The sequence below is a fragment of the Erythrobacter sp. CCH5-A1 genome, from assembly GCF_001557115.1.
GTDB lineage: Bacteria > Pseudomonadota > Alphaproteobacteria > Sphingomonadales > Sphingomonadaceae > Erythrobacter.
On record NZ_LSKQ01000005.1, the window covers coordinates 1 to 16,101 of the forward strand.

The 16,101-nt window shown below is 67.0% G+C and carries 17 protein-coding genes, 1 tRNA gene and 1 pseudogene; 14 read left to right on the forward strand and 5 right to left on the reverse strand.

Annotated features, from left to right (window positions below; genetic code table 11):
• The 4 genes from bamA to rpmE form a co-directional block, all read left to right on the forward strand.
• Positions 1-2,580: outer membrane protein assembly factor BamA (bamA, locus tag AX708_RS00245; protein ID WP_067489135.1), on the forward strand; the 2,580-nt coding region annotated here is incomplete at its 5' end.
• Positions 2,580-3,272: an OmpH family outer membrane protein gene (locus tag AX708_RS00250; RefSeq protein ID WP_066527036.1), complete on the forward strand. Its 693-nt coding sequence runs from the start codon at positions 2,580-2,582 to the stop codon at positions 3,270-3,272. The genes bamA and AX708_RS00250, both read left to right, overlap by 1 nt.
• A 20-nt stretch (positions 3,273-3,292) precedes the next feature.
• Positions 3,293-3,766: a 3-hydroxyacyl-ACP dehydratase FabZ gene (gene fabZ / locus AX708_RS00255; RefSeq protein WP_066527034.1), complete on the forward strand. Its 474-nt coding sequence runs from the start codon at positions 3,293-3,295 to the stop codon at positions 3,764-3,766.
• A gap of 411 nt (positions 3,767-4,177) precedes the next feature.
• Positions 4,178-4,405: a 50S ribosomal protein L31 gene (rpmE, locus tag AX708_RS00260; protein ID WP_066527033.1), complete on the forward strand. Its 228-nt coding sequence runs from the start codon at positions 4,178-4,180 to the stop codon at positions 4,403-4,405.
• A 148-nt stretch (positions 4,406-4,553) separates the two neighbouring features.
• Here rpmE and AX708_RS00265 read toward each other — a convergent pair whose 3' ends face one another.
• Entirely contained in the window at positions 4,554-5,189 is a 636-nt protein-coding gene (locus tag AX708_RS00265; protein WP_066527032.1) for a 2OG-Fe(II) oxygenase, read from the reverse strand.
• 233 nt (positions 5,190-5,422) lie between these two features.
• On the opposite strand from AX708_RS00265, the gene AX708_RS00270 reads away from it, so the two are divergent.
• The 10 genes from AX708_RS00270 (at position 5,423) to AX708_RS00310 (ending at position 13,826) form a co-directional block, all read left to right on the forward strand.
• Positions 5,423-5,499, forward strand: a tRNA-His gene (locus tag AX708_RS00270).
• A 52-nt stretch (positions 5,500-5,551) separates the two neighbouring features.
• Positions 5,552-6,619: a Glu/Leu/Phe/Val dehydrogenase gene (locus AX708_RS00275; protein ID WP_066527031.1), complete on the forward strand. Its 1,068-nt coding sequence runs from the start codon at positions 5,552-5,554 to the stop codon at positions 6,617-6,619.
• 99 nt (positions 6,620-6,718) lie between these two features.
• On the forward strand, positions 6,719-7,474 hold the full coding sequence (ccmC, locus tag AX708_RS00280; protein ID WP_066527028.1) for a heme ABC transporter permease CcmC: 756 nt from the start codon (positions 6,719-6,721) through the stop codon (positions 7,472-7,474).
• The gene (locus AX708_RS20180) at positions 7,474-7,614 is read left to right on the forward strand and encodes a heme exporter protein CcmD (RefSeq protein ID WP_156443307.1); all 141 of its coding nucleotides are present in this window, start codon (positions 7,474-7,476) and stop codon (positions 7,612-7,614) included. Before ccmC ends, AX708_RS20180 begins: the two co-directional genes overlap by 1 nt.
• Before the next feature lie 9 nt (positions 7,615-7,623).
• Positions 7,624-8,085 (forward strand): cytochrome c maturation protein CcmE, encoded by a 462-nt coding sequence (ccmE, locus tag AX708_RS00285; protein ID WP_066527026.1) that lies wholly within the window; start codon positions 7,624-7,626, stop codon positions 8,083-8,085.
• A 28-nt stretch (positions 8,086-8,113) separates the two neighbouring features.
• Positions 8,114-10,099 (forward strand): heme lyase CcmF/NrfE family subunit, encoded by a 1,986-nt coding sequence (locus AX708_RS00290; protein WP_066527024.1) that lies wholly within the window; start codon positions 8,114-8,116, stop codon positions 10,097-10,099.
• A gap of 3 nt (positions 10,100-10,102) precedes the next feature.
• Positions 10,103-10,627, forward strand: coding sequence for a DsbE family thiol:disulfide interchange protein (locus AX708_RS00295; protein WP_066527022.1), 525 nt, complete (start codon positions 10,103-10,105; stop codon positions 10,625-10,627).
• On the forward strand, positions 10,624-11,061 hold the full coding sequence (locus tag AX708_RS00300; protein WP_066527021.1) for a cytochrome c-type biogenesis protein: 438 nt from the start codon (positions 10,624-10,626) through the stop codon (positions 11,059-11,061). Before AX708_RS00295 ends, AX708_RS00300 begins: the two co-directional genes overlap by 4 nt.
• Entirely contained in the window at positions 11,058-11,714 is a 657-nt protein-coding gene (locus AX708_RS00305; protein ID WP_197425940.1) for a tetratricopeptide repeat protein, read from the forward strand. The genes AX708_RS00300 and AX708_RS00305 overlap by 4 nt, the downstream gene beginning before the upstream one ends.
• A gap of 147 nt (positions 11,715-11,861) precedes the next feature.
• Positions 11,862-13,826, forward strand: coding sequence for a potassium transporter Kup (locus tag AX708_RS00310; protein WP_066527018.1), 1,965 nt, complete (start codon positions 11,862-11,864; stop codon positions 13,824-13,826).
• On the opposite strand, the gene AX708_RS00315 is transcribed toward AX708_RS00310, so the two are convergent.
• From AX708_RS00315 to AX708_RS20680, 4 genes and pseudogenes are all read right to left on the reverse strand, one after another.
• On the reverse strand, positions 13,823-14,266 hold the full coding sequence (locus tag AX708_RS00315; protein WP_066527012.1) for a hypothetical protein: 444 nt from the start codon (positions 14,264-14,266) through the stop codon (positions 13,823-13,825). The genes AX708_RS00310 and AX708_RS00315 overlap by 4 nt on opposite strands.
• Positions 14,266-14,913: an inner membrane-spanning protein YciB gene (locus AX708_RS00320; protein WP_066527011.1), complete on the reverse strand. Its 648-nt coding sequence runs from the start codon at positions 14,911-14,913 to the stop codon at positions 14,266-14,268. Before AX708_RS00320 ends, AX708_RS00315 begins: the two co-directional genes overlap by 1 nt.
• Positions 14,913-15,839 (reverse strand): signal recognition particle-docking protein FtsY, encoded by a 927-nt coding sequence (gene ftsY / locus AX708_RS00325; protein WP_066527009.1) that lies wholly within the window; start codon positions 15,837-15,839, stop codon positions 14,913-14,915. Before ftsY ends, AX708_RS00320 begins: the two co-directional genes overlap by 1 nt.
• Positions 15,836-16,101 (reverse strand): annotated as a pseudogene (locus AX708_RS20680) (tRNA (N(6)-L-threonylcarbamoyladenosine(37)-C(2))-methylthiotransferase MtaB); the annotation flags it as partial. The gene ftsY and the pseudogene AX708_RS20680, both read right to left, overlap by 4 nt.

The following is a 16,101-nucleotide window of genomic DNA, read 5'->3' on the forward strand; positions in this document are numbered from 1 at the left end:
GCCCAGCCCGCGCCCGCGCCCACCCCGGCGCCCGCCGCGCGTGCCAACACGATCCGCTCGATCTCGGTGGTCGGTGCCGAGCGGCTCGAGGCAACCACCATCCTTAGCTACATCCGTCTGCGCGTCGGCCAGGAATACACCGCTGCCGCCGCCGACGAGGCGATCAAGGATCTGGGCGCGACCGAGCTTTTCGCCAATTCCTCGATCCGCAACGATAACGGCAATGTCGTCATCACCGTCACCGAGAACCCGGTGATCAACCGCATCGTGCTGGAAGGCAACAAGCGGCTCAAGAACGACAAGATCACCCCCGAGATCAAGCTCGCACCGCGCCAGATCTTCACCCGTTCCAAGGTCCGCGCCGACGTTGCCCGCATCATCGAGCTCTATAAGCGTCAGGGCCGCTTCGCCGCGCGGGTTGAGCCCAAGCTGGTGCAGCTGCCGCAGAACCGCGTCGATATCGTTTTCGAGATCACCGAAGGCCCCAAGTCCAAGGTCCGCCAGATCAACATCCTCGGCAACGAGAAGTTCTCCGACGGCGAGCTGCGCGGCGAGTTCGTGACCAAGCAGGCGCGTCTCACTAGCTTCTTCAGCTCGAACACCAGCTATGATCCCGACCGGCTTGCCTTCGACCAGCAGAAGCTGCGCCAGTTCTATCTGACGCAGGGCTATGCCGATTTCCGCGTCGTCTCGGCCGTGGCCGAGCTGACGCCGGACCAGAAGGACTTCATCATCACCTACGTGGTCGAGGAAGGCGAGCGCTACAATTTCGGCGAGGTCAAGGTCGACAGCCAGCTGCGCGACTTCGACAGCGACGTGATGAGCACTCAGCTGCCGATGAAGGAAGGCGATTTCTACAACGCCAAGACGGTTGAAGACACGGTCGAGCAGCTGACCGAGCTGGCCGGCCGCTTCGGCTATGCCTTTGCCGACGTGCAGCCGCGCTTCAAGCGCGATCCCGATGCCCGCAAGATGAACGTCACCTTCGTGCTGCGCGAGGCGCCGCGCGTCTATGTTGAGCGGGTCGACATCAACGGTAACACGCTCACCCAGGACAAGGTCGTCCGCCGCGAGTTCCGACTGGCCGAGGGCGATGCCTTCAACAGCCTCGCGGTGCAGCGCACCAATGCGCGCGTCAATTCGCTGGCCTATTTCCAGGAGAATTTCGAGGTCAAGCAGGTCGAAGGCAGCGCGCCCGACCGCATCATCCTCGAAGCCAATGTCGAGGAAAAGCCGACTGGCGAATTGCAGTTCTCGGCGGGCTTTTCCTCGATCGAGCAGTTCATTCTGGCAGGCTCCATCCGCCAGCGCAATTTCCGCGGGCGCGGGCAGACCATCGGGCTCAGCGTCAACTATTCGCAGTTCTCGCGCTCGGCGCAGGTGAGCTTCTCCGATCCTTATATCTTCGATCGCAACATCTCCGGCGGGATCGACATCTACCGGCGCGATTTCAACAGCTTCAACTTCACCGGCAACGATCGAAACACGACCTTCCAGCAAGCCACCACCGGCTTCTCGATGCGCGCGGGCGTGCCGCTCACCGAATACATGTCGCTGGTCGGCAGCTACACGCTCAACTACGACGACGTGTCGCTCGACGAGACCCTGTTCTTCTCCGATCTGAACGGCGACGGCACCACGGAATGCGATCCGCTGCGTGCGGGACGCTTCCTGTGCGATTCGATCGGCAAGCGGCTGAGCTCGATCCTCGGTGTCAGCCTCAGCTACAACTCGCTCAATTCGCGCATCCGCCCCTCGCGCGGCAAGACCGTCACCCTTTCGGGCGAGTTCGCTGGCCTCGGCGGGGACGTGCGCTACGTTCGCTTCCGCGCCCGCGGCCAGCAGTTCTGGAACGTTGGCAACTCGGGCTTCATCTTCTCGATCCTCGCCGAGGGCGGTACCATCATCCCGCTTCAGGAGCGCGCCGGCGCGGGCGTCGACGATGTGCTGCTGACCGACCGCTTCTTCCTCGGCGAGCCGCAATTCCGCGGCTTCGCGATCCGCGGCGTGGGCCCGCGGGTGATCAGGCAGTTCTCGCAGCTCGACGCGTTCGGCCGTCCTGCGGTCGATGCCAACGGCAACATTCTCTACAATACCGCGCGCGACCAGGTGCAGGACGACGCGATCGGCGGGCGCAACTACTACCTCGGCCGCGCCGAGCTCGAGATTCCGCTGGGCTCGGGCGCGCGCGAGCTGGGGCTCAGGCCCTCGATCTGGGCCGACATCGGCGCGCTGTGGAGCGTCGAGACCCCTGTGCTCACCGTCAACCCGGCCGGTAACCAGCAGCGCAACAGCGATGGCCAGCTGCTCTACAGCGAGGGTGCGTGCGCCTCCATCGGCCCTCAGACCACGAGCCCGACACAGGCCGACGGATCGCCCAACTGCCGCCTGATCACGGGCGGAACCAACATCCGCGAACTCTTCCTTGGCGATTCGCCGAGCCCGCGCATCACCGCCGGGATCGGGGTCAACTGGAACTCGCCCTTCGGACCTTTCCGCATCGACTTCGCCCAGACCATCCGCAAGGTCGAAGGCGATGACGAGCGGCGCTTCACCTTCAACGTAGGAACCCAATTCTGATGACTCGTTTCACCAAGCTTATCGCGCCTGCCGGCCTGATCCTTGCCGCTGCCGCTGCGCTCCCCGCCAGTGCGCAGGTCCAGGGCAACATCGCCACGGTCGATGTTCCGCGCGCCATCATCGAGACCACTGCGCTGCGGACCGCTTACGAGCAGGTCAACACCACTTACGCCCAGCAGAACGAGCTGCGCCGCACCAAGGCCCAGGAGCGCCAGACCCTGCTCGTCAAGTTCGACAAGAACGGCGACAAGCAGGTCGACGATGCCGAGCAGACGGCGATGCAGAAGTCGCCCGACTTCGCGAAGATCCAGACGCTTGAGCAGGAGATCACCGCGCTCAACAACCAGATCGATGGCGCGCGGGTGTTCGCGGTCGAGCAGATCATCATGCAGTATCCGTCCGCGCTCCAGGACGTGACCACCAAGGACCAGATCAAGATCGTGATCGATCCGGGCTCGCTGCTGTTCGCGCCGCCCGAAGCCGATGTGACGGCCAAGGTCACCGCCGCGCTCAACGTCCGTGTCCCGGCCGTCGGCGTCGTGCCGCCCTCGGGCTGGCAGCCGACCCGCGAAGGGGTGCAGGTCTATCAGCAGATCCAGCAGGTGCTGGTCGCGGCGACCATCGCGCAGCAGCAGCAGGCCGCAGCCGCGGCGCAGCAGCCGGGCAACCCCGCCGCGCCCGTGGGCCGCTGATCGCGCGGAAAGGCTGACAGATGAGCGAAGCGGGCAGCGCGGCGTCAGAGCCGCTCGATTACGATATCGTCAAGATCCTCAAGGCCTTGCCGCATCGCTACCCGCTCCTGCTGGTCGACCGCGTGAAGGCCATACAGCTGGGTGAGCGCATTCACGCGGTCAAGGCCGTGAGCATGAACGAGCAGTTCTTCCAGGGCCACTTCCCGGGTGCGCCGATCATGCCCGGCGTGCTCCAGATCGAGGCGCTCGCGCAGGCGGCGGGCATCCTCGGGATCGAGACGATGGAGCTTGCCGGCACCGGCAAGCTCGTGATCTTCATGGGGATCGAGAACGCCAAGTTCCGCGCGCCCGTGACGCCGGGCTGCCTGCTCGATCTCCATGTCGAGTTCACCCAGAAGCGCAGCAGGGTCTACAAGTTCAAGGGGCTCGCGAGCGTCGAGGGCAAGACCACCTGCGAGGTCGAGTTCACGGCCATGATGACCGATAAGGTCTGAGTTGCGAGGGCGCCTCCGCGCCCCCGTCCTCGGTGCTGTTTCAAGCCGTTCCGGCTTGAGCACCTGCGGCTCGCGCCGTGCGCTCGCGGTGCCTTCGGCACCAAAGCCAGCGCATACGCAGGAGGTTGATGCGATGCGTCTCGCCCCTGTTGGAGACACATGAGACACTGTTCAGGGGCCGAAATCCGCTCGATCAACGCGAGGCTTTCGATCGCCTCTCTCGATCAGAGGGGCAGGGGGCAATCACGGGGTCAAAGAGCGAGAATCGGTGTTATGCCTCTGCCCCCATGTAGGAAAGCGCATTCTCGCATCACGGCGGTTGCATTTCCCCGGCGGCACCGCTAAGCGCCCCGCTTCCCGTTTCATAGCACCGCCGGTCGGCACCGGCGAAAGCTCGCAAGGAAATACGTCATGAAGGCCGAAGGTCTCCCCGATTACCACATGATCACGGTCAAGATGACCGATGGCACCGAATTCCAGACCCGTTCGACCTGGGGCAAGGAAGGCGATGTGCTCGCGCTTGATATCGATCCGCTGAGCCACCCGGCCTGGACCGGCGGCAAGCAGCAGGTCTCGGAAGGCGGCCGCGTTGCCCAGTTCAACAAGCGCTTTGGCGGTCTCACGCTCAAGAACAAGTGACGCGAGACTTGCTGCGCGCTCGCGCGGCCTAGTCGCAGCGTCATCCCCGCGCAGGCGGGGATCCAGTCATAAGGCTGCGCGGGTTTCGGCCCGCAACGAGGGAGGCGGGCCGACGGGCTCGCCTTTTTCGTTTCGGGCCGCAGCGCTCTCACCCCTGCCATGGGCGCTCGCGGTACCACTTGGTGATGACGTATTTGACGCCCTTCCTCACCTTCATCCCATGGTGGAGCGTCGCCGGGTTGACCTCTCCGCCGGGGTGGCGGTTGTTCCAGCACAGCAATTTGCCCGCCTCGGGCTGGAAGGTCTTGTCGAGCGCCTTGAAGCGCGTCGCTCCCCCGGCTTCGACGTCGTTCAAATAGACCATGAAGGTCCACGTGCGGTTGCCCGACAGGGCGCAGTATTTCTGGAAGTCGCGCCCGCCGGGAGTGAAGTAGTCGGTGTGGGGTTTGAACTCCTGACCCTCGGCATAGCGCTGCCCCTGGAGCGGCTCGCCGAAGGCCGGGTCGATGCCCGACAGGTCGGTCAGCAGCGCCTCGATCCGCTGCACGGCGGGCAGATCGGCGGCCAGATCGCAGGTCTCGCTGGTGCGGAAATAGGCATCGCCATTGTCGTCGGCGATGGTCGAGGGGCGGCGATCCCTGTCGATCAGCGCGATCAGTTCGGCGGCAAGGTCCGCGGGCACGAATCGCCGCTGCTGGAACACCGCGGCCTTGGGCGTGGGCACGCGCTGCATCGCACCCTGCGCGGTGAGGCGGTCGGCGACAGAATCGCTGAAGGTCGTCATGGCGGGCGGGACAATAGAAGCGCCGGCCAGCGAGGCAACGCATTTGGAAGCGCGCAACAATCTTGCGTCAATGCGCACGGAGCGCAGTTTTCGCTTCCCTTGGGCAAGGCTTTGTGCAAGAGGCGCGCCTCCCGTGCTGCCGCACTTGACGGTGCGTCCGCCATGCGTCAACCGCCTCCGCTCGCGCGGGCTTGGCAGCGACCGAAATGGTGGTATGCGGGCAGGGGCGTGTGGCGATCATAGCTCAGCTGGTTAGAGCGCCGGTTTGTGGTACCGGAGGTCGTGGGTTCGAGCCCCATTGGTCGCCCCATTTTCCCCTTCATGCTTGGCTGCATGCCCGCGCCCTGACAGGGGAGACTTGCATGACCGCATTCTGGGCCGAGCCCGATTTCGACGCGCACGAGAGCGTGACGCTGGTCCACGACCGGACGAGCGGGCTAACGGCGATCATTGCGGTGCATTCGACCCATCTCGGCCCCTCGGCGGGCGGCACGCGGTTCTGGCATTACAGCGATCCCGCGGGCGCGATGCGCGATGCGCTGCGCCTGTCGCGCGGGATGAGCTACAAGAACGCGATGGCGGGCCTGCCGATGGGCGGCGGCAAGGCCGTGATCCTCGCCGATGCGAACCGCACCAAGACCCCTGCGATGCTCGCCGCCTTCGGCGATGCGGTGGAAGCGCTGGGTGGGCGCTACGTGACGGCCGAGGACGTCGGCATTTCCGAGGCCGACATGGTCGCGGTCTCGCAGCGCACGGCGCATGTCTCGGGCCTTCCGGTCGAGGGCGCGGGCAGCGCGGGCGGCGATCCGGGACCGTTCACCGCTTACGGCATCTATCTCGGCATCAAGGCAGCCGTGCGGCACAAGCTCGGCAAGGACAGCGTCGCGGGCGTGCATGTGGCGGTGCAGGGCACCGGCTCGGTCGGTGGCGGGGTGGCGCGGCTGCTTGCGCGCGATGGCGCGAAGCTGACGCTGGCCGATGTCGACGGGCCCCGTGCCGCCGCGCTCGCCGCAGAGCTGGGCGGCGTGGCGGTTGCTCCGGATGCGATCATGGCGACCGCATGCGACGTTTTCAGCCCCAACGCACTCGGCGCGATCCTCGACGATGCCGGGATCGCCGCGCTCGACTGCGCGATCGTCGCGGGCGGCGCGAACAACCAGTTGGCGCGGCCCGAGCACGGGGCGGCACTGGCGGCGCGCGGCATCCTCTATGCGCCCGACTATGTCATCAACGCAGGCGGCATCATCTCGGTCGCGACCGAATACCTCGCGCGCAGCGCGGGCCGGGTGGGCGATGTCGCCGAGGTCAATGCGCTGGTCGCGCAGATCCCCGGGCGGCTCGAATCGATCTGGGCCGAGAGCGAGAGCAGCGGCCTGACCGCCGACCTCGTCGCCGACCGGATGGCACAGAAGCTGATCGGGCGCGGCTGAGGCCCTTGGGGCGGGCAGCGGGAACTATTCGTCCGGCCCGCCATTTGCGCTCTTGTCGGGAACGGGTGTAAGGCTACAAGCGCCCCGACAGCCAGACCCATGCACATCTACGCGAACCCCACCAGATTTCTCGCCCTTGCGAAGTGGCTGATGCCGCTCCTGTTCTGGAGTGGGCTGGTGCTGTCGCTGGGTGCAGTGGCATGGGGCCTGTTCGTGGTGCCGCAGGACCGGCTGATGGGCGATACGGTGCGGATCCTGTTCATCCATGTCCCCGCGGCCTGGCTCGGCATGGGGGGCTGGGCGGGGATCGCGATTTCCTCGGCCATGCTGCTAATCTGGAAGCACCCGCTTGCCGCGATCGCCGCGCGGGCGATTGCGGTGCCGGGGATGGTGTTCTGCGCGGTGTGCCTCGCCACCGGCTCGATCTGGGGCCGGCCCACATGGGGCACCTGGTGGGAGTGGGACGGGCGGCTGACCAGCATGCTGGTGCTGCTGTTCCTCTACGCGGGCTACATCGCGCTCACCGAGGCCGCGAACCGCGAGGGTTCCTCTGACAGGATCGCGGCGATCTTCGGCATGGTCGGCGCGATCAACGTGCCGATCATCAACCGGAGCGTGGTGTGGTGGAACTCGCTCCACCAGCCGCCGAGCATCACCGCGGGCAAGAGTGCGATTCAGGCGACCTTCCTCGTGCCGCTGCTGGTGGCGGTGGCGGGCTTTTCGCTGCTGTTCGGCGCGATCGTGTTGATGCGTATGCGGGCGCTGATCGCCGAACAGCAGGTCGAGGCGCGCCTGCGCCGCCGCGCGCTCGACGATGACGCCGCGCCTCCCGTCACGCTGGCGGAGCAGGCCTGATGCGCGAGGCGCTCGACCAATGGGCTTTCGTCTGGCTCGCATACGGCGTCTCGGCCGTTGCACTCATCGCACTTGTCTTCTGGGCGTGGCGCGCGATGGTGCGCGCCGAGGCCCGCCGTGACGCCGCCCGGCGACGCTGAGAGGAAGAGATGAAAGCCAAGCACCAGCGTCTGGTCCTCGTGATCATTGCCCTCCTCGCGATTGTCGGCGCGGGGCTGCTGGCGGCGTGGTCCCTGCGCAATCAGGCGAACTATTTCTACCTGCCCGAACAGATGGCTTCCGATCCCCCGTCGGTGGGTCAGGCGGTCAGGCTCGGCGGGATGGTGCAGAAGGGCTCGCTCGTCACCGAGGCGGACGGGGTGACGGTCAACTTCAAGGTCACCGGCAACTCCCCCGAGGCGATCCCGGTCCGCTACAGCGGCATCCTGCCCGACCTCTTCGTCGAGGGCTCGGGCGTGGTCGCGGAAGGCAGCCTCGGCCCCGACGGGGTGTTCAAGGCGACCAACCTCCTGGCCAAGCACGACGAGAACTACGTGCCCAAGGAGCTCGAGGGCATGGGCACCGACGAGGCAGCCAAGATGGCCGCCGATACGACGGTGGGGCTGAAGTAGCGCACGTGGCACGGGTGAGGGCCAAGCGATGATTGCCGAGATCGGTCTTGCCGCCCTGTGGCTCGCCGCCGCCCTGGCCGTGCTCCAGTTGGTCTCGGGCGCCGCATCCTTGCGCGCCGCGCCGGGCGAGGCCAACCCGCTGGCGATCTACGCGCGCCCCGCCGCGGTGGTGCAGGCCTTTCTAGCGGTGCTCGCCTTCCTGCTGCTGCTGCGCGCCTTTGCGATCACCGACCTCTCGCTAAAGCTGGTGGCGACCAATTCGCATTCGATGAAGCCCTTCATCTACAAGCTCACCGGCACCTGGGGGAACCACGAGGGCTCGATGCTGCTGTGGGTGGGCGTGCTGGCGGCCTCCGGGGGCCTGCTGGCCGCCTTCGAGAAGCGCCTGCCCGAGCGCACGATGGGCGCGACCCTCGCGGTGCAGGGCTTCGTGGCGCTGGGCTTCTACGCCTTCCTGCTCTTGTCCTCCAATCCCTTCGAGCGGCTGCCGGTGCCGGCGATGGAGGGCAACGGCCTCAACCCGCTGCTGCAGGACATCGGCCTCGCGATCCACCCGCCGACGCTTTACGCGGGCTATGTCGGGCTGTCGGTCGCCTTCAGCCTCGCGATGGGCGCGCTGCTGACGCGTGAGGTCAACCCTGCCTTTGCCCGCGTGATGCGCCCCTGGGTGCTGGGGGCCTGGGTGCTGCTGACGCTCGGGATCACGGCGGGCTCCTACTGGGCCTATTACGAGCTTGGCTGGGGCGGCTGGTGGTTCTGGGACCCCGTCGAGAACGCCTCGCTGATGCCGTGGCTCGCGGCCACGGCACTGATGCATTCGGTGAGCGTGCTCGCCGCGCGCGATGCCTTGCGCACGTGGACGATCATGCTCGGCGTGCTCGCCTTCTCGATGTCGATGCTCGGCACATTCCTCGTGCGCTCGGGCGTGCTGACCAGCGTCCATGCCTTCGCGGTCGACCCGGAACGCGGGGCCTTCATCCTTGGCCTGCTCGGCCTCTACATTGGCGGGGCCTTCACGATCTTCGCCCTGCGCGCCGGCGCGGTGGCCGAGGGCAAGCGCTTTGCCGTCACCAGCCGCGAAGGCGCGCTGGTGTTCAACAACGTCATGCTCTCGGCGATCCTCGCGATCGTGCTGCTGGGCACGCTCTACCCGCTGCTGACCGAGGCTTTCGACGTGCGCGTCTCGGTCGGCCCGCCCTATTTCAATCCGGCGGGCGCGATCTTCGCAGTTCCCATGCTGCTGGTGATGGCGGTCGGGCCGCTGCTGCGCTGGAAGAGCGACAAGCCGGCCCGCATCCAGTTCGAGCTGATGCTGATCGCCGCGCTGGTGATCGGCGCCATCGCGCTCGTCAGCTTCTTCGGCCAGTTCCCGTTGCTGCCGCTGCTCGGGCTCGGGCTTGCCGCGGGCCTTGCGGTCGCGGCCTTTCTGCCCCTGCGCGGACGCAAGCTCGCCCGCGTGCCGGTGGCAACCTGGGGCATGGTCATCGCCCATTTCGGCATCGCGGTGGCGTTGTTCGGCATGGCCTGCGAGGGGGCCTTCTCGCAGGAGCGCCTTGCCGCAGTCGCCCCCGGCGGGACCGAACGGATTGGCGATTTCGCGGTCACCCTCGAGAGCGTGACGCCCGTCGCCGGCCCCAACTGGACCGCGATGGAAGCCCGGCTCGCGGTATCGCAGGACGGCGGGGAGCCAGTGATCCTAACGCCGCAAGCCCGCAGCTTCTGGTCGCCCCCGCAATCGACTTCGGAAAGCGCGCTGCTGACCAAGTGGAACGGCCAGCTTTACGCAGTGATCGGCAATCAGGCCGCAGACGGTCGCTGGCAGGTGCGCATCTGGTGGAAGCCCTTCGTCACCTTCATCTGGTACGGCGGCCTCCTGATCGGTCTCGGCGGGATCCTTTCCATCGTCGGGCGGATGCGAGTCGACTTGAGGCGCCGCGCGGCGAGCGCCATGGGCGCGCAGCGCCGCGCCGATGTCGAAGCGCTCGGCGTGCCCGCGCCCCAGCCGGCTGAGTAGGCGATGCGCAAGCTCACCCTCTGGCTGCCGCTCGCGCTGTTCGCCTTCTTCGCGGGGCTGGCTGCCTTCATGCTCACGCAGGAGAAGGACCAGTTCGTCGAGAGCACGATGATCGGCCAGCCGCTCCCGGCCTTCGCGCTCGAACCGGCCTTCGAGGGCCTGCCCGGCGCGGCCAAGACGGATTTTACCGGCAGGCCCAAGCTGCTCAACATCTGGGCGAGCTGGTGCCTCCCCTGCATCGCCGAAGCGCCGCAGCTGGAAGCGCTGCACAAGCAGGGCGTCGAGATCATCGGCATCGCCATCCGCGACAAGCCCGAGGATGTCGCCAATTTCCTCGGCCGCCACGGCAACCCCTACACCCGCATCGGCAGCGACAGGATCAGCGAAGTGCAGCTGGCGATTGGCTCTTCGGGCGTGCCAGAGACCTTCGTGATCGATGGCAAGGGGATCATCCGCTACCAGCACATCGGCGATATCCGCCCCGACGACATCCCCAAGCTGCTCGCGGAACTGGAGAAGGCGCAATGATCCGCTGGCTGTTTGCCCTCGTGCTGGCCGTGTTGGCGCTGCCTCTGGCGGCGCAGGATTCGATGCCGCCCGCGCCCTATGCCTACAACCAGCTCGCCGATCCGGCGCTGGAAGCCAAGGCCTCGGCGCTGATGCACACGCTGCGCTGCCTCAAGTGCCAGTCGCAGTCGATTGCCGACAGCGACGCGCCGATGGCGGGCGACATGCGCCATCAGGTGCGCGCGCGCATCCTCGCGGGCGAGAGCCCCGACCAGATCCGCCGCTGGCTGATCGCGCGCTACGGCGACTACGTCAGCTACGAGCCCGAGGTGAGCAGCACCACCTGGCCGCTGTTCGCCATTCCGGTGCTGGTGATCCTGATCGTGGCGGGCGTGCTGCTGCGGCGGCTAGGCAAGCGGCGCTCGGACGGCGACGATGCGGGAGCGGCGGTATGACGGGCGACATGATCGCGGCGTGGCTCGCGGTGGGCGCGCTGACGCTCGCGGCCTTCGCCTTTGCCGTGCTGGTGATGAAGCTGCCGCGCCATGGCCTGACGCTGTTCGGCGCGGTGCTGGTGTTCGGGCTTGCGGGCTATGCCTGGCAGGGCTCGCCCGGCGTCCCGTCCGCGCCCAAGCCGCCGGCCGCGCAGCTGGGCGATCAGGGCGACGAGATGGTCGAAGGCCGCGCCGCGCTGTTCGACGAAAGCCGCGCCCCCGATTACCTCATCACTTCCGATGCCTTTGCGCGGCAGGGCCGCTTCGGCGAGGCGGCGGGGCTGCTGCAGAAGGGGCTGAAGGACAATCCGAACGATCTCGAGGGCTGGCTCGCGCTCGGTCTTGCGCTGGTCGGCCATGCCGATGGCTTCGTGACGCCGGCCGCGGTGCAGGCCTTCGCGCGCGCCGACGCGATCAATCCCAGGCACCCGGGCGCAGCCTATTTCCTCGGCAATGCCTATTTCCGGAGCGGCGAGATCGTGGCGGCGCGCAATGTGTGGAAGGGCTTGCTCGACCGCTCGCCCCCCGATGCGCCGTGGCGCGAGGATCTGGCGGCAAGGGTTGCCCGGCTCGACGACATGATCGCGCGCGCGCCGATGCTGCAAGGCCAATAGGGCCTGACACTCTTCGGACCGGGATGTGTCAAACAGCGGGGCCATATTGCGGCTGCGAACGCGCGGTGCTAGGCGCGCCGCCTTGCGGGCGTCGAGTCTGACGCGCCGCTTGGGCAGTACCGGGGGGATACGGGAAATCCGGTTTTTATGAGCAGCACCGCAGCCACCTCCGCCGACGACACCGCCGGTGCCGCATCCGGGGCCGACCACGGCCACAGCCATGGCCATTCCGGCTCCCCCCTCGCGCTGGCGATCGGCGCCATCGGCGTCGTGTTCGGCGACATCGGGACGAGCCCGCTTTATGCCTTCCGCGAAACCTTCGCCTCGCACCACGGCGCGCCGGGCATCTCTCCGGACGTCGATCACATCCATGGGGTGCTGAGCCTGGTCTTCTGGTCGATGATGATGGTGGTGACGGTGAAGTATGCCTTCACCATCATGCGCGCCGACAATGGCGGCGAGGGCGGGAGCCTGGCGCTGCTGGCGCTGATCAAGCGCACTTCGGCGACCAAGACCTGGACCGGCCCGCTGATCCTGCTCGGCGTCTTTGCGACTGCACTGTTCTACGGCGACTCGATGATCACCCCGGCCATGTCGGTGCTCTCGGCGACCGAGGGGCTCCAGTACATCGTCCCCGGCTTCAAGCCATGGATCGTGCCGACCGCGATCGCGATCCTGTTCGGCCTGTTCGCGATCCAGTCGCGCGGGACCGACCGGGTGGGCAAGCTGTTCGGCCCCATCATGCTGACCTATTTCGCGATGCTCGCGGTGCTCGGCGTGATGCATCTCTCCGCCGATCCCTCGATCATCCTCGCGACGATCAATCCGCTCAACGCGCTCAAGTTCTTCGCGACCGACGGCTTCGTCGCCTTTGTCGCGCTGGGCTCTGTGGTGCTGGCGGTGACCGGGGCCGAGGCGCTCTATGCCGACATGGGCCACTTCGGCCGCAAGCCCATCAGCATCTCGTGGCTGACCTTCGTCTATCCCGCGCTGATGCTCAACTACATGGGCCAAGGCGCGCTGATCCTCTCGCAATCCTCGCCCGCCGAGGCCGCGGCGCTGATCAAGGACCCGTTCTTCCTGATGATCCCCGACATGGTGCGCGTGCCGGTGATCATCCTCGCGCTGTTCGCCACGATCATCGCCAGCCAGGCGGTCATCTCGGGCGCCTTCAGCCTGACCCAGCAGGCGATCCAGCTGGGCTTCATCCCGCGCATGGAGATCCGCCACACCAGCGCCGCGGCAGCGGGGCAGATCTACATCCCGGCGATCAACTGGGCGCTGATGGTGATGGTGATCCTGCTGGTGCTGTTCTTCCAGTCCTCCAGCAACCTGGCCGCAGCCTACGGCATCGCGGTGACTGGTGCGATGTTCATCGACACGCTGCTGCTCGCCGCCGTGCTGTTCTCGTTGTGGAAGTGGCCGCTGTGGAAGGGCCTGCCGCTGGTGATCGCCTTCCTGATCGTCGACATCGCCTATTTCGGCGCGAACCTCATCAAGGTGCCGCAGGGCGGGTGGGTCCCGCTGCTGATCGGCGGGATCATCTTCACCCTGCTCACCACCTGGTCCAAGGGCCGCGAGCTGATGCGCGCGAGCATGGCCGAGGGCACGCTGCCGATCGAGATCTTCGCCAAGAGCGCGCACAATTCCTCGACCCGCGTGCCGGGGACGGCGGTGTTCATGGCCTCGAGCAATTCGGGCGTGCCGAGCGCGCTGCTCCACAACATCAAGCACAACAAGGTGCTGCACGAACGCGTGCTGATCCTCACCGTGCAGGTGCGCGGCATGCCCTATGTCGAGGAGGCGAACCGCTACGAGTGCAAAAGCCTCGGCAATGGCTTCTACCGGGTGACGATCTATTGCGGCTTCCTCGAGGAGACCGATGTGCCCAAGCTGCTGAGCACGCTCGACCTGTGCGATGGCGCTTTCGATATGATGCAGACGAGCTTCTTCCTGTCGCGCCAGACCCTGCTGCCCTCGAGCAAGCCCGGCATGGCGATCTGGCGCGAGAAGCTGTTCGCGTGGATGCTGAGGAACGCCGCGAGCGCGATGGCCTTCTTCCGCCTGCCGACCAACCGCGTGGTCGAGCTGGGGAGCCAGGTGGAGATTTAGGCCCCCGTCGGACCGGCTTTCGGCACAGTGTCGCAGGCCACTTCAGGGAAGCGCACATCCACGCCTGGCCGGGGGTGGAAGATTATCCCCGGAGCCTCACCGAAGCGTTCGTCGATGACCAGCGATTTCGCTCGCGATGCCGACGCACCCTGCTCGAACCGCGCATCGGCGGGGAAGGCCGGATCGTAAACAAGTTCGCGGTCCAGATCGAGAACCCATCCGCGCGCGCGATCGAAGGCGAGGATCCGTGCCTCTGCGGGGTGCTTGCCGATCAGGCGCACCTTCCCATAGGCGATGGAAAGATAGGTGCCTGCGTCGATCCGGTAACAACCCTCGGGCCGGTCATCGGAGCCGAGCCAAGCCCAGAGCATGACCCCGCCGGCTGCCAGCGCGGTTACCAGCGGGAACGGGACCGGGCGGTTCTGCGGAATCTTCGCCATTATCCCGTCGGCGGCTCGTCCTTCAGCGCCTCGTCGGTGTCCTCGAAGCTCATGCCGTGCCGCCAGAGCAGCGGAAGCTGGCTGAAGGTGAAGAGGAAGGTCAGCGGCAGGAACACCCAGATCTTGGCCCACAGCCAGCCTTCGAAATCGAGCTGCGCGCGCAGGGCCTCGTTGAGCACCGCAAGGACGAGGAAGAACGCCCCCCAGTTGCGCGACAGCATGAGCCAGCCCTCGTCGGACAGCCCCTCGAAGGCGGCTTCGAGCAGGATTTTCAGCAGCGCGCGGCCCATGAGAAAGCCGCCCAGCAGCAGCACGCCGAAGCTCGCGTAGATGATGGTGGGCTTCAATTGCACGAAGGTCGGGTCGCCGAAGAAGATGGTGAGGCTTCCGAATCCCATGATCAGCGCGGTCGAGAACCACAGCATCGGCGAGACCTTGCCGAGCCGCCATTTCGACACCAGCAGCGCCGCGACCGAGGCCGCCATGAAGGCCCCCGTGCCGTAGATGATGGCGATGATCTCGCCCGCCGCGCTGGTCTCCTTGGGCGACATCCAGCGGTAGACGCCGAGGAACACCAAGAGCGGGCCGTAGTCGACCGCGACATTGAGCCAGCTTCCGGCGGCCTTCTTGCCTTCGCCCTCGGCCATCATGCCACCCCCGCGATCACGCGCGCGACGAGGTCGGGATCGAAGGGGCGCAGGTCCTCCATCTTCTCGCCGACGCCGATGGCGTGGATGGGGAGGCCATATTGCTCGGCCGCGGCGACCAGCACGCCGCCGCGCGCGGTGCCGTCAAGCTTGGTCATGATCAGGCCGGTGACCCCCGCGACCTCCTTGAAGACGTCGATCTGCGAGAGTGCGTTCTGGCCGTTGGTCGCATCGAGCACCAGCACCACGTCGTGCGGCGCCTCGGGGTTCAATCGCCCGAGGACGCGGCGGATTTTCGCCAGTTCCTCCATCAGCTCGCGCTTGTTCTGGAGGCGTCCGGCGGTGTCGACGATCAGCGCGTCGATGCCGGTGTCGGTAGCCTGCTTGACCGCATCGAACACGATCGCAGCCGGATCGCCCCCCTCGGGACCGCGCACCAGATCGACGCCGATGCGCCCGGCCCATGTCGCCAGCTGGCCGATCGCGGCAGCGCGAAACGTGTCGCCCGCCGCCAGCAGCACGCCGTAGTCGTCCTCCTGGAACAGATGCGCGAGCTTGGCGATGGTGGTGGTCTTGCCGCTCCCGTTGACCCCGATCACGAGGATCACCTGCGGGCGCGGGAAGGCGGTCACTTCAAGGGGCTTTGCCACGGGCCGCAGGATCGCGGCGATTTCCTCGGCCACGGCTTCCTTCAGCTCGCGGCTGGTGATCTCGAGCCCGAAGCGCTTGTCCGCCAGCCGCGCGCGGATGCGGGCGGCGGCTGAGGGGCCGAGGTCGGAGAGGATCAGCGCGTCCTCGACCTCGTCGAGGGTCTTGTCGTCGAGCCTCGCGGTGCCGCCGCTCGCGGTCGGCAGATTGGCGCTCAGCCGCTCGGAGGTCTTGGCGAAGCCGCCGAACAGGCGCTGCGTCCAGCTGGTTTCACTCATGCGAGCAGGCCCTCCCTCAGGCCCGATGGGGTCACGTCGATGATCGTGCCTGCCGCCGCGCCGGGGGGCAGGGCGACAGGGGCGAAATTCGGGGCATAGCCGGTGTCGCCGCGTTCGGCGAGGACCGGCAGGGTTTCGCCCACAAGGCTTGCAAGCCACGCGGCGCGGCGGGCAGCGGCGCTTGCGCGCAGGTCGGCGGCGCGGGCCTTGACCACCTCGCGCGGGACCTGCGGCATCCGCGCGGCGGGGGTGCCGCAGGTCC